We start from the raw sequence: 13,725 nt of genomic DNA, 5'->3' as shown, positions 1-13,725 counted from the left end.
CATTACGCATAAATCCAGGTTTCTGAAATTCAATGCGAACTGTAGTTGATTTAAGAGATAAAAAAAGATCTCAAGGATGATTCCGAGAGATCTTTTTTCTAATTAATTCTAAACTCTAACCTTAAAGATTAGAGTTTAGTAGTGTTTGTTTTGTTTTTACGAACAGCCAGTTGTGGACCCACAAGAGATACACTTGAGGCAAGCGCCGTTACGAACCATTTGAAAGGAACCGCATTCTGTACAGGAATCTCCTGTATAACCTTTGGTTCTTGCTTCTCCAATGATTTTGAGAGTTGCCGCTGCCGATTGCGCTGCTGTTGGTGTTCCGCCTGCGACTGCCGCAACTTCCGGTTTTTCTTCCAAAACAGATTTCATAGAGATAGGTGCCACTTGTAGCGGAACACGGAGTCCGCTACTTTCCTGCTTTCCCACGAGATCCTTTGCGGGATCTGCTTTTCTGCCTACTTCATCTGTTCTTAAGTCTTCGGGAGATACTTGTGCCAAGTCGTATCTTCCCAGGTAAGTAATGGCAAGTTCTCTAAAGATGTAATCGATCACAGAAGTTGACATCTTAATGTGAGGGTTGCCAGAAACCATACCGTTTGGCTCAAACTTGAAGAATGTAAAAGCTTCTACAAATTCTTCTAACGGAACTCCATGTTGTAAACCAAGGGAAACCGCAATCGCAAATGCATTCGTAAGGGAACGGAAAGCCGCTCCTTCTTTATGCATATCGATAAAGATTTCACCGAGTTGGCCATCTTCGTATTCTCCTGTGCGGAGATATACTTTGTGACCACCAACCATTGCTTTTTGTGTATAACCCGCACGGCGATGTGGAAGTTTTCTTCTTTCCGCTATGTATTTATACACAAGTTTTTCCGCCACTTCCGTTACCGTTTTGGGAGCAGAAGAAGTTTGGAGTTCTTCCTCTTCCTCACCCACAGCACTTAACAATTGGAATACGGAGTTAAGTGGTTGTGAAAGCTTAGAACCGTCACGGTAAAGTGCGTTAGCTTTGATCATTACCTTCCAGGACATGAGGTATGCATTTTTCACATCCTCGATGGTTGCCTCCTCAGGAAGGTTGATCGTTTTGGAGATCGCACCCGAAATGAATGGTTGTGCCGCAGCCATAATTCGGATATGTGATTGATAAGATAAGAAACGTTTTCCGTATTTTCCACATTTGTTTGCACAATCAAAAACTGCTAAGTCCTTCTCTTTAATAAAAGGTGCGTTTTCGATAGTCATGGTTCCACAAACATAATCATTTGCTTGCGAAATTTCATCTGCAGAAAATCCAAGAGTTTCCAAAAGATTAAAACCCATAGAGTTGTAAACTGCCGGGTCAATTCCTAAAGTTTTCGAAAGGAAATCTTCACCTAATGTGAATTTGTTGAAAGCGAATTGGATATCAAAAACAAATGGAAGTTGTTTTTCGAGTTTTTCCAATACATCTTCTGTAAAACCTTTTTCTTTCAAACGAGCTGTGTTGACACCAGGAGCACCGTTAAAAGTAGCATGTCCTTTACAGTAGTTCACAATGGCATCTTGTTCTGCTTGGCTATAACCAAGTTTTTTAAGAGCCGCCGGAACGGATTGGTTGATGATTTTAAAATACCCACCACCAGCCAGTTTTTTGTATTTCACGAGAGCAAAGTCTGGTTCGATTCCTGTAGTGTCACAGTCCATCACAAGACCGATGGTTCCAGTCGGCGCAATCACAGTTACCTGTGCGTTACGGTATCCATACAATTCACCAAGTTCCAAGGCTCTGTCGGAATCTTCTTTGGCTGCTTCGAGTAAGTAAGAAGGAAGAAAAGACGGATTGATTCCTACCGGAGTGATGGTCAGGCCTTCGTATTCTTCTTTTGGTGCATTGTAAGCCGCACGTCTGTGGTTACGAATCACACGGAGCATATGATTTTTGTTTTTTTCGTATCCAGCAAACGGTCCAAGTTCTTTTGCCATCTCTGCTGAAGTAGCGTAAGAAGTCATATGCATGATAGAAGAAATCGCACCAGTGACTGCCATTGCTTCTTGTGAATCATAAGGAATTCCCATGATCATCAGAAGAGAACCAAGGTTTGCATATCCCAGTCCTAAAGTTCTAAACTTGTAAGAGAGTTCTGCAATTTCTTTGGAAGGGAACTGCGCCATAAGGACAGATACTTCTAAGATGATGGTCCAAATTTTGTTTAAATAACGGTATCCCGCAACATCAAAACTTCCGTCTTCTTTTAAGAACTTAACAAGGTTCGCAGAAGCCAAGTTACACGCTGTGTTGTCGAGGAACATATACTCAGAACATGGATTGGATGCATTGATCGCACCATCTTCTGGGCAAGTATGCCATTCGTTGATTGTGCTGTGATACTGCGTTCCAGGATCTGCAGAGTTCCAAGCAGCATTGGCAATTCTTTCCCAAAGATCACGCGCACGTAAAGTTTTAGAAGGTTTTGCTTCTCTGTTTGCGGCCTTTGCTTTTTCCTTTTCGGTTCTATTGTAAAGGTGGAAGGGGAGGTCTTTTTCCACTGCTTCCATAAACTCATTTGTAATTCGCACAGAGTTATTGGAGTTTTGTCCAGAAACCGTGTTATAAGCTTCGGATTGCCAGTCAGTGGTTAATTCTTCAAATAGTAAGTCTTTGTAACCTTGTTTGGAAAGGTCGATGACTCGTTTGATGTAGTTGTCTGGAACAAATGCCTTTCTTGCCTTTTGGATCGCTTTTTTGAGATCTACATTGGCAGTTGGGTCATAGGTTTCTTCACCAAGTGTTTGTTTGGCGGAAGAACAAGCATTCATAATATCATTGAGCAGACGGTTATTGAGAATGGAACCCGTAACAAGGGAGGCCACTTTTTTCTCTTCTTGTACTTTCCAATCAATGAACTCTTCGATGTCTGGATGATCCATATCAAGACAAACCATCTTCGCAGCACGACGAGTGGTTCCTCCTGATTTGATGGCTCCCGCAGCTCTGTCCCCAATTTTAAGGAAAGACATAAGCCCTGAACTTTTTCCACCACCTGAAAGAGATTCGTTGGCAGCACGTAAATTAGAAAAGTTGGTTCCTGTACCAGATCCGTATTTGAAAAGACGAGCTTCACGAACCCAAAGGTCCATGATTCCACCTTCGTTGACTAAATCGTCATCCACAGATTGGATGAAACAGGCATGGGGTTGTGGGTGTTCGTAAGAAGAGGCTGATCTTACAAGTTTTCCCGATTTAGGATCCACATAGTAATGCCCTTGTGATTTCCCATCAATTCCATACGCCCAGTGGAGTCCTGTATTGAACCACTGTGGGGAATTAGGTGCCGCCATTTGGCTTGCGAGCATAAAAATAACTTCTTCATAGAAAACACGAGCACTGTCTTCATCCGTAAAATAACCGTGTTTATAACCCCAATACGTCCAACAGCCAGCAAGGCGGTGGAAAACTTGTTTAGAGTCTGATTCTCCTACAAATCTGTCTTCTGGATTGAGAGCGGAAAGTTTTTCATCATCAGGAACAGAACGTTGCAACCATTCAGGAATTCCCTTTTCCGCTACCTTCTTTAAATATTTGGGAACACCTTTTCTTCGAAAGTATTTCTGCGCGAGGATATCTGTTGCTACCTGCGACCAAAAATCCGGAACTTCCACTCCGTTGGCCTCAAATACAACTGACCCGTCAGTATTCGTAATTTTAGAATCCTTACGGACCCAAGTTAAATTCGGGTAAAGACCCGTATTCCCTTTGGTAAAATGCCTCTCAATTTTCATGCAGACCCCATCTACAACAACATATACAATTTCTATTTTTTCCTCTACCAGGAGCGGAGAGGATTATGTCACAATGAAGCTATCTTTGGTTGGAAACATCCATTTTTTCTTTTAACCTTCCCTCGATTCTTAGAATTTTTTCAAAATTTCTGTTAGGTCTGAAAGTTTTTTTTCGTTGACCTAGCGGCCTTCCTACGTAGTATGGTCACAGATTCGAGATTCCCCTTTAGCTCAGTCGGTAGAGCAAATGACTGTTAATCATTGGGTCGCTGGTTCGAGCCCAGCAGGGGGAGCAGTCCGAATCATCCCAGAGATTTACATCCATCGACTCTCCGAAATCCCAACCAACCTGGTTCCAGTTTCTAGGTTTCTCCCTAAAATCCAAGCAATTTCAGTCTAATCAAACAGGTTTGATCACTGTTCTTTTTAGTTTTCTCTATTTTTTTTCTCTCATACCTCTTTCTAGTGCAGAAAATTCGCTGGTAGATTCTCCACACCTGAACTCAGAACAGATCCTTTTCATTACTGCAAAACCAGGTGAGACCACCGGATATTTAGATTTTTACGCACTCACTGAGGGCGAATGGGCACCCGTCCTTGAAAAAATACCGGTGCACCTTGGTAAAAGTGGACTCACAAGAGGTGAGGATAAAAGGGAAGGGGACGGAAACACTCCCGCTGGAATTTTTCCTTTAAAAAGAATCCTTGGCAAACAAAAAAGAGAAATTCAAAATTTAGAATACACTGAAATTAAAAAATACCACCATTGGAATGATTCTTCCTCTTCCAAAAATTATAACCAACTCATAACACACAAAGAGAAAGGAGCCGTGGCTCTTTGGAACTCTAGTATTTATGATCTATTGATAGTTATAGAGCATAATACTAAGCCAGCAATACCCGGTTTAGGAAGTATGATTTTTTTACATCCGTGGAATGAGGACAAACCCACATCAGGTTGTATCGGAATCTCTAAGGAAATCCTAGAAACCATTGTATTGAAGTTAGACGGTAATAAAAATCCAAGTATATTGATTCTTTCTTTGGAATAAATTTAACTTTGCCACTGATTGAAGTGGAAAACCTTTGCAAAAGTAAAAATTGGAACGGAGAGCGAGTCCTACTTTTTAAAAAAAAAGCCGGCATCAAAATAGATAATACCGGCAAAAAATGTTGTTTAGGATTTTAAAAAAGTTAGAAAGATTTCATTTCAAAGTCATTGTAATTTGGAGTTTTCATTTCCTTTTCCCAACGACTCCAAGTGTAAGGCCACATCGCAGGATCACCATCTGGATCTAAATACCAACTTTGACAACCACCGAGCCAAACAGTATTTTTCATACCAGCTTTGAGATAGGCTGCAAAATTTTTAAGTGCCACTTCTGTAGTTTCAATTTCGTCAAATTTCTTATTTCTCCAATCATTTATGACTTTCAAAACGTATTTGGTTTGCACTTCACTCATCGCAATCACGGAAAAATTTCCAATAGGAGTATTTGGTCCTAACATCAAGACAAAATTGGGGAAATGCGGAATAAAAAGTGATCTATAAGCTTGCACTTTTTTCCCCCAAACAGTTTCGATGGAGATTCCATTTTTTCCTGTTAGGTTCATTGGGCGCATGAAATTAAATGGATGAAATCCAGTGGCAAGAATCAAAACATCAAGTTCATGGAGTTTCCCATCTTTAGTCACCACACCTTTCTCTGTAATTTTTTCGATCCCATCTGTTACCAAATCAGCATTAGGTTTTTGGATGGCATCATAAAAAGTGGAGTTTACGATTACTCGTTTACAACCGACTCGATAATCAGGTGTTAGTTTGGCACGTAAAACTGGATCCTTAACAGAATTTTTTAGATTCCTTTTACAAAGAAAACTCATAAGCAAATGTGGAATTTTCTTACCAATCACCGCTTTGGAAAAAGTTTGTTCTACAGCAAACGTATACCATTTATGAAATCGTTTTAGAATGTTACTGTCTTTTCTCCAACGTTCTTTGTCTTTTTCCGTGTAATTGGTGTCAGGGACACGGACAATCCACTGAGGAGTTCTTTGGAAAACTGAAACTTTTTTCCCCAGTTTCATGATTTCGGGAATGACTTGAGCTGCGGTGGAACCTGTGCCAATGATCCCAATTCTTTTTCCTTTTAGATCCACTGAATGGTTCCATTCAGCTGTGTGAAAACATTTCCCTTGGAAAGTATCGAGTCCTTGAATGTTAGGGCGGGCAGGGTGGTGTAAAATTCCCGTCGCCGAAATTAGAAAATCGGATACGTAAGTTTTTCCCTGATTCGTTTTTGTTGTCCACTTACCTTTGTTATAGGAAGCTTCGGAAACCGCTTCATTAAAATGGATTTTTGGGGTAACTTTGTATTTATCACTGACTCGTTTAAAATAAGCTTGGATTTCGTCTCCGTGAGCAAACCTATGGCTCCACTCTGGATTGGGTTCGAAACTATAAGTGTACATATGTGCTGGGATATCACAAGCAACTCCCGGATATGTGTTTTCTCTCCAAGTCCCACCAAGGTCACTTTTTTTCTCTAAGATGGTAATGTCTGTGATCCCTGCTTTTTCTAATTCAATGGCAAGTAGGATTCCGGTCATACCGGCACCGATAACCACAACAGATGGATTTCTCAGTATGGGTGCTGTCATTTGTTTCCTCATTTCGTAATTTGTTCGAACTTTCTTATGAGAACATTGTTCCGAAATTCGCAACTGAGAGAGAATGACATCGCTTTGGGATTTGTTTGCAATAAAAAAAACATATGTGTGATAAAAAAGGAAAAAGGATTTTTAGATTTAGAATCATAGTGATTCTAGAAAACAAAAATTGAACAAATATTGTCTTTGTTCAGAAATTACAAGCAAACAAATGTTAAACTAACTGATTGTATAGTGTTTTAGTCAAAGTAGATCTGCATCTTTGTACAATAAAGGAATGAATACCGATATAAAAAACGATGCGTTTTGTTTATTAATTAAGGTTTGACTTAATTAAGGCATTGTTTAAATAATGGACTTATGAATGCTTTTGTAGCTTTAGCAGATGATACAAGAAGAGATATTATAAGACTTGTGGCAAAAAATGGAGAACTGACTTCTTCTGAAATTTGCCAAAATTTTCTAATCAGCCCTCCTGCCATTTCCCAACATTTAAAAGTACTAAAAGAGGCAAATGTCCTTCTTATGAAAAAGGACGCACAAAAACGTATCTATAGTTTGAACCAGGAAGGAATGAAGGAAATGGAAGATTGGATTTTGGAAATCAAGAACCTCTGGGTGAAACGTTTAGATAAATTGGATCGATATGTAATGAAATTAAAAATGGAGAGAGCAAATGATAAAAAATAATTTAGAAACAGTCGTTGAAGAAAACAAGGTTACATATAAAAAATATTTCGATGTTCCAGTGGATCTTCTTTTTGAAGTTTGGTCGAAGCCTGAACATTTAATGGAATGGTGGGGTCCTGATGGATTTACATTAACAATCAAAAGTTTGGATTTTTCTAATGGTGGGATTTGGGATTTTATTATGCATGGGCCCGATGGACATGATTATCAAAACAAAATTCAATTTATCGAGATTAGCAAACCTCATTTCATATTGTATCAACATTTGGGCGATGGCGAAGGTGATGAAGATGTAAATTTCCAATCCAGGATCATTTTTGAAGCAGCTGGTGAAGGAACAAATCTCATTATGGAGCAGATTTTTTCCAGCAAACAAGAGTTAGAAAGAGTCAATGAGAAATATGGAGCCATTGAAGGTGGAAAACAACATGTCGGAAATCTAGCGAAATATTTGGAGAAAATAAAGTAGGGGACATTTCCATGAAAACCAATCTTTCAATTAAGTTGATTCTTAATCTCTGCACATTAATTTTAAGTGGATGCCAGTCCCTAAAGGTCACCGATGATTCGATTTCTAAAGATTCGGTAGATCCTAACGTTTTTGTTATCAATCGAACCTTTAAAGCAAAGCCGAACTTGGTTTTTGAAGCTTGGGTAAATCCCAATCGATTTATGAGATGGTTGGGGCCTAAAGGTGCTTCCATGAATTTTATTAAGGCAGACGTAAAAGAAGGAGGAACTTCTTTATGGTCGATGACTACTGCCGATGGGAAAACAAAGTTTGGCACTCTACATTACAAAATCATCAATTCCAGTGATCTAATTGTATACATTCAAAATTTTTCGGACAAATCAGGAAATTTAATCAAAGCACCCTTTTCGCAGTCCTATCCCGATAAACTATTAACTACCGTTAGGTTTTATCCTGATGGATCCAATAGAACAAAAGTTGTGGTTCGTTGGGAAGTTTTTGGAATTGCTTCCGATGCAGAAAGGCAAACGTTTCAAAGTTTGAAACAAGTAATGCAGATTGGTTGGTCCGATTCCTTTGACAAACTAGGTTCTATTTTATTAGAAGGGAAATAAATAGGTTTGCTTGAGCCTGTTCCAACACTGATTTGTCTTCAAGCGAGTGAGTTTTCACAGCCAACGGAAAACTATTCGTTGTTTGATGAAGGTCACCATCGTGTTTTGATTTGGAATACAATCCCCACGACTAACGGTCACCAGCAGATTTAGTTTTGGGTCAAAGTGATTTTACAAACAATGAATCAAATGACGATGGGCAGACCGGTGTTGTTGGAATTACCTCAACTGCCAGAACGCTTTATAATCCATATGGCGTCTTTACGATCGGTAGGTGATTTTGATAATCACCGCATACTCATTTTTAAGGGAAAATAAATACAGGCTTCAAAATCATTTCATTCGAATACTTTCACTTTTGAAGCCTTACTTTGATTTCAAATACTATCTATTATGAAGCAATATGAACTTCCCATAATTAGTATTATGTCGCATTAGGTGTGGGGTTTTTTTGTATAGAAAGGCACATTAGTAACACTATAGATCACTCACATGGGCGAAGTGTTTGCAACTCGCCTTGGCTACTAAAGCGGAAAACTAAAAGATTCTTATCTTTGAAACATATTTTGACTCTTGAAGATAGAAGGAAAATCGTTTAAGGATACGATTTTTCTCAAACCTTCTTCAATCGCAGATTGGATACTAGATGCAATTTTTTCTTTTGATTCGGTATCATCGGAGCTGAACGGAATGGTATTTGAGGTTATTTGTTCGGAATGGCCAAGTATGCGTTGTTGTTCCCCTGATGGGCCTACCACTAGAAATTCCACAATGGAAGCAAATGTTGCCTGTCGAAATCTAGTAGTTCCTTCTTCAAATTCTAGAGACCGGTCCACTTGGACCTTCCGCAAAACAATGGCCCCTGGTTCGAGAGGATCGTTCAATTTAAGGGGTGATAAAGAACTTACGCTAAAATAACGCGAACTTGAGCTTGAAAGCGATTGGAGAGCAAATAGTCCGATTGAGATTTCTTGAGACGGACCAACTTTTAAAACTTTGGTTTCTAGTTCCTCAGCATATTGGAGCCGTAATGATTTCTCTTTTTTCTCGTTCTGTGAATTCGAATCAGTATTGGAAGGAACCACACAATGAACCAAAAGGAAGACCAAAATAGAGGCAAATCGAAATCCAATTTTCATAGCTTGAGACCTACACATTAATTCCACCAAACAGAGAGTTTATTGCAAGTTAGAGGAGAAAAAGCCTGCGAATCTGGTCGAAATTTGGTTTTTGCAGTTTAGAATCCTTTGAAAACATAGTGACTTTCTTTTAGTTTTGTTTAGAATTCGGAGAATACGTTTGATTTTTAAAGAGTCATTCGTTTGGAAATCAAAAGATTTAAAGGAAAATGGTATGAAAATTGCTTATTTAATTGTCAGGGTTTTGCTTGGTGCATTATTCCTATTTTCTTCTGTCGTCATTCTCTTTAACTTAGTTCAGCAACCTGAGACAACAGGAGATTTAAAGATATTTAACGATGGTATCAAAGCTTCAGGTTATTTAATGACTCTGATCAAAGTAACAGAACTTGTTTGTGCAATTGCGTTTTTGTCGGGTAGATTTGTACCTCTCGCTTCCATCGTCATTGCACCTATCGTTGTAAATATCTTTCTTGTGCATCTAATGATAGCCCCTGATGGAATTCCGGTGGGAATTTTTGTGGTAGTTGCCAATATTTTTATTGCTTATGTGAATCGTAACGCTTATAAACCATTGTTTGTGCCAGTTTACAAATAATCTTTTTTAACTTCGCAAGACAACGTGTAATAAAATCCATCGTTGTCTTGGATACATACATATTACCTCATTCCAATTTGTATTATTCAAACTGACTAATTTAAGGTTGTGATTCAATATTTTCGAAAAATTGAACCTCTCCCGATGAGGTATCATAAAATCCTGAAACTATTTTAATTTCTTTTGTATTTACTTTTTCTGATAAATAGGAACTATTTGTTAAGATCTCCGTAATTGAATTTTTTACATTCGCCTTTACTACGTGATTAAAAATATGTTCATTTTGTTTCTGAATGGGATGGATGATTTTTTCTGATTCATCGATTGCTTTTTGGATTTTGTTTGTGATACTTGCGATATTACCTTCACGTAGGGAATACAAAGCACTGGATACCGCACCGCAATTGGAATGCCCAAGAACTACAATTAACTTTGTACCAATTTTGTCACAAGATAACTCCAAACTTCCTAGAATTTCCTCGTTCACAATATTTCCGGCAATTCGAATGGATATGATATCTCCGAGTCCCGCATCAAAGATTATCTCGGGACTGGTTCTTGAATCAATACAGGATAAAACGACTGCAATGGGATTTTGTCCAAAAGCTGTTGCATTAACTTGGTGTTTAAAATATTTTTCAGACCATTTTCCTTTAACAAATCTTTCGTTACCACGTTTTAAAAAATCTAATATTTCATCAGGAGTTAGTTTTTGTTGTGCTTCTTTATCTAGAATGTTGACAAACTGCACTTGATCGCTAAGTTCATAGGAATCTTTTAATCCAATTAAATTGAGTTGGATTTTCTTTTCAACAGATACAACGGATTTAAATTCTTCTAACACTTCTAAGATATCATGATCAATGAAATTACAATTTGATGCATCCACTATCAATTTAGAGTTTTCTGGCAATGCCCAAAGGGTATCTTTTATAGATGCCTTATTTAAAAAGGAAACTTGGTTAGGAAGTTCAATTCGTACCGTTTCGCCAATATTTAAGGTTTCTGTTTCCACTAAAAATGGATTCTTATAGTTGTTTTTTAAAATAAAGATAAAGCTGATGGATAGTCCAATGAGGACACCAGTTAAAAGGTCTGTAAAAATAATAGCAATGATTGTGGCAATAAACGGAAGAAATTGATAAAACCCTTTTTTGTAAATCGATTGATAAAGATTTAAGTTTGTAAGTTTAAAACCTGTTACGATTAATATAACCGCTAAAGAAGACAAAGGAATTAAGTTTAAAAAGGATTCGAAAAATACGACACTTATAGAAAGTAGAATTCCATGAAAGATCGTAGAAAACTTTGATTGTGCACCTGCATAAATATTGACCGAACTTCGAACAATCACTGATGTAATCGGAAGTCCTCCGATGAGTCCAGAAAGCGAATTCCCTACTCCTTGCGCCACAAGCTCTCTGTTTGGTGAAGCTAATCGTTTATGTGGATCAATTCTTTCCACCGCATCTAAATTGAGTAAGGTTTCGAGTGTGGCAAAAGCTGCAATGGTAAAGGCAAAATACCAGACTTTTGTTTCAGTTATGGCAGAAAAATTAGGAAAGAAAAATACCGATTCCCAGTTTTTAATATTAGGAATGGTGACTAAATGTTTTTCCGAAAGATATAATCCTGGATAAAGGATTTGGAAGATTTTATTCAATAATACTCCAAGGAGGATTACTATGACTGGTGAAGGTAAATACTTTAATGGTTTCCATTTAGTTTTGTCGTATCCAATCATCAATGCCAAAGATGAAAAAGCGATGATTACGGCTCCCCATGAAAAGTATTTCATAATATTGAAAAGTTCAGAAAAAGTATTCTCTCCATCTTTCTGGAAAAAGATAAAGTCTTCTTCAGGATCTACATCAAATCCTACGGCATGGGGGATTTGTTTTAAAATTAAGATGATTCCGATGGAGGCAAGTAAACCTTGGATTACGTTGGAAGGTATATAATTTGCGATAAACCCTCCTTTCAAAAATCCAATGAAAATTTGAATGAGGCCAGCTAGAAAAACGGCTAGAAGAAAAGTGGAATAATCTCCTAAACTAGCAATCGCTGCTAACACTAATGTTACGAGTCCAGCCGCAGGTCCACTTACACTTGTATTCGAATGGCTTAGAATTCCTACAATGATACCTCCAATCACACCTGAGATCACACCTGATAACAAAGGAGCGCCGCTGGCTAAGGCTACTCCCAAACAAAGCGGAAGAGCGACTAAAAAGACCACAAGGCCAGAGGGAATATCTTGTTTTATATTGGTAAACATAAATGTTTGGTGATCCTAAAATCAAAGTAAGGAACTGTCAACTGGAATGGAAAAAGTTCACATTGTTTTACTGATTACTTTTATAGTAATCGAAAGAAAAATACGAATTTTAAAACCAAACAGTCACATCATCTAAATCCGACTCACTGATGACATGGCGAACCTTATCTTCTGTTGTAAACGAAATCGATTGGATGTGGATCGAAGACCAAAGACTTGTATAAACATACGGTCCTACAAGGCATTTGAGAGTTACATTCGGTAAAATTTGTTTTTCGATCGAACAAATTAATTCAGGCGTTTTTTTATCTTCTGGAACCAAAATCTGTTTTTTGTCATCCAAAGCAAAAAATAAAATTTGGAACTTCGAAATACTAGTATTTGTTAGGTTTTCAGTTTTGATAAAAAGTTGTAATTCTTTTGTTTGAATTTTATGACGGGGACGTATGGACACAAGGATTGGCAACCCAACTTCTCGTAAATAAGCCTTACGGTTTTCAGGAAAAATCCCTCTAGATTCGGAACAAAGTCCAAAGGAGAACCAAAAAAGAACTAAAATCGGAATCCGACTCCATCCATTCTTTCTTCGTAAGTCCCAATATCGCTTTTTATGCAAGATTTAGCTATCATGGCTTGGAAAGTTTCAGACTCAACCCCTTTTCCCGTCTGTTTCTATTGAGAAACAAACTCAAAATCCTAAGTTATATGCCAATTTGATTTATGAATTTACGAGAAGTGGATTCTGTCTAAACCTGGACGTAATAGAAAAATTTACACCTATACACTATCAGGAGCTCTTCAATGACGTTGAGTCTAGACTTCTTTCGGTCCTCAATTGGAAAGAAGATCATTATGGCCATTACCGGATTTATCTGGTTTGGGTTCGTGATCCTTCACATGGTCGGAAACCTTCAAGTTTTCCAAGGACCAGAAAAATTAAACACCTACGCAAAGTTTCTCAAGGATTTAGGTCCCCTGTTATGGGTTGCAAGGATTGGACTCATTGTGGCCTTTTTTGGACACGTATGCACAGCCATCCTACTAAAAATTGAGAACTCGAGCGCAAGGCCCGTATCTTATGCAAAAGGATCTACCATCCAAGCTTCTGTAGCTTCTCGTACAATGGCCTATAGTGGACTCCTTTTACTCACGTTTCTTGTGTATCACCTTGCACATTTTACCTTAGGAATTACGAATCCAGAACATTATAGTTTTGAATACATCCTAAAAAACGGTGATGTAGTACATGATGTTTATGCAATGGTGATTCTTGGATTTCAAGATCCAATGATTTCAGGAACTTATATCGTTTTTATGGTTTTCCTAGCTCTTCATTTTTCCCATGCACTGGGATCAATGTTACAGACTTTGGGAATCCTCGCACCAAAACATAATCCGACGATTCAGAAACTATCAACAGGACTGGGACTAATTATTTTCCTGGGAAATTGTTCCATGCCGATCTCGATTTTACTCGGGTATGTTCGTTAAGG

General features: G+C 38.1%; 11 protein-coding genes and 1 tRNA gene. 7 read left to right on the top strand and 5 right to left on the bottom strand.

All coding sequences use genetic code 11. The features are described from left to right. Positions 1-156: 156 nt before the first annotated feature. Complete coding sequence (locus EHQ31_RS03380) at positions 157-3,771, bottom strand: vitamin B12-dependent ribonucleotide reductase (protein WP_135569581.1); 3,615 nt, start codon at positions 3,769-3,771, stop codon at positions 157-159. A 220-nt stretch (positions 3,772-3,991) separates the two neighbouring features. On the opposite strand from EHQ31_RS03380, the gene EHQ31_RS03375 reads away from it, so the two are divergent. Both EHQ31_RS03375 and EHQ31_RS03370 read left to right on the top strand, forming a co-directional pair. Beyond that, positions 3,992-4,064 (top strand) — tRNA-Asn (locus EHQ31_RS03375). A 117-nt stretch (positions 4,065-4,181) separates the two neighbouring features. Continuing rightward, positions 4,182-4,823, top strand: coding sequence for a L,D-transpeptidase family protein (locus EHQ31_RS03370; protein WP_244247246.1), 642 nt, complete (start codon positions 4,182-4,184; stop codon positions 4,821-4,823). Positions 4,824-4,965: 142 nt separating this feature from the next. Here EHQ31_RS03370 and EHQ31_RS03365 read toward each other — a convergent pair whose 3' ends face one another. Beyond that, entirely contained in the window at positions 4,966-6,432 is a 1,467-nt protein-coding gene (locus EHQ31_RS03365; RefSeq protein WP_135569577.1) for a flavin-containing monooxygenase, read from the bottom strand. A gap of 369 nt (positions 6,433-6,801) precedes the next feature. Between EHQ31_RS03365 and EHQ31_RS03360 the strand changes: the two genes are divergently transcribed. From EHQ31_RS03360 to EHQ31_RS03350, 3 genes are read left to right on the top strand one after another with little or no spacing between them, the layout of a single operon-like run. Beyond that, the gene (locus tag EHQ31_RS03360; RefSeq protein WP_135569575.1) at positions 6,802-7,131 is read left to right on the top strand and encodes an ArsR/SmtB family transcription factor; all 330 of its coding nucleotides are present in this window, start codon (positions 6,802-6,804) and stop codon (positions 7,129-7,131) included. Further along, positions 7,118-7,600, top strand: a complete 483-nt coding sequence (locus tag EHQ31_RS03355) for an SRPBCC family protein (protein ID WP_135569573.1) — start codon at positions 7,118-7,120, stop codon at positions 7,598-7,600. The genes EHQ31_RS03360 and EHQ31_RS03355 overlap by 14 nt, the downstream gene beginning before the upstream one ends. A gap of 11 nt (positions 7,601-7,611) precedes the next feature. Beyond that, positions 7,612-8,217 (top strand): SRPBCC family protein, encoded by a 606-nt coding sequence (locus tag EHQ31_RS03350; protein ID WP_135569571.1) that lies wholly within the window; start codon positions 7,612-7,614, stop codon positions 8,215-8,217. Positions 8,218-8,765: 548 nt separating this feature from the next. Here EHQ31_RS03350 and EHQ31_RS03340 read toward each other — a convergent pair. Beyond that, entirely contained in the window at positions 8,766-9,356 is a 591-nt protein-coding gene (locus EHQ31_RS03340; protein ID WP_135570932.1) for a hypothetical protein, read from the bottom strand. A gap of 214 nt (positions 9,357-9,570) precedes the next feature. Between EHQ31_RS03340 and EHQ31_RS03335 the strand changes: the two genes are divergently transcribed. After that, positions 9,571-9,954 (top strand): DoxX family protein, encoded by a 384-nt coding sequence (locus EHQ31_RS03335; RefSeq protein ID WP_135570929.1) that lies wholly within the window; start codon positions 9,571-9,573, stop codon positions 9,952-9,954. Positions 9,955-10,054: 100 nt separating this feature from the next. On the opposite strand, the gene EHQ31_RS03330 is transcribed toward EHQ31_RS03335, so the two are convergent. Both EHQ31_RS03330 and EHQ31_RS03325 read right to left on the bottom strand, forming a co-directional pair. Beyond that, positions 10,055-12,232 (bottom strand): SulP family inorganic anion transporter, encoded by a 2,178-nt coding sequence (locus EHQ31_RS03330; protein WP_135569569.1) that lies wholly within the window; start codon positions 12,230-12,232, stop codon positions 10,055-10,057. Between the two features lie 109 nt (positions 12,233-12,341). Then, entirely contained in the window at positions 12,342-12,848 is a 507-nt protein-coding gene (locus tag EHQ31_RS03325; protein WP_135569568.1) for a hypothetical protein, read from the bottom strand. Between the two features lie 185 nt (positions 12,849-13,033). On the opposite strand from EHQ31_RS03325, the gene EHQ31_RS03320 reads away from it, so the two are divergent. Beyond that, positions 13,034-13,723, top strand: coding sequence for a succinate dehydrogenase cytochrome b subunit (locus tag EHQ31_RS03320; RefSeq protein ID WP_135569566.1), 690 nt, complete (start codon positions 13,034-13,036; stop codon positions 13,721-13,723). The last annotated feature ends 2 nt before the right edge of the window (positions 13,724-13,725 follow it).

The organism is Leptospira montravelensis, from assembly GCF_004770045.1.
Classification (GTDB): domain Bacteria; phylum Spirochaetota; class Leptospiria; order Leptospirales; family Leptospiraceae; genus Leptospira_A; species Leptospira_A montravelensis.
Note: the sequence above shows the minus strand (reverse complement) of the source record. Positions and strands in the feature narration are given on the sequence as shown.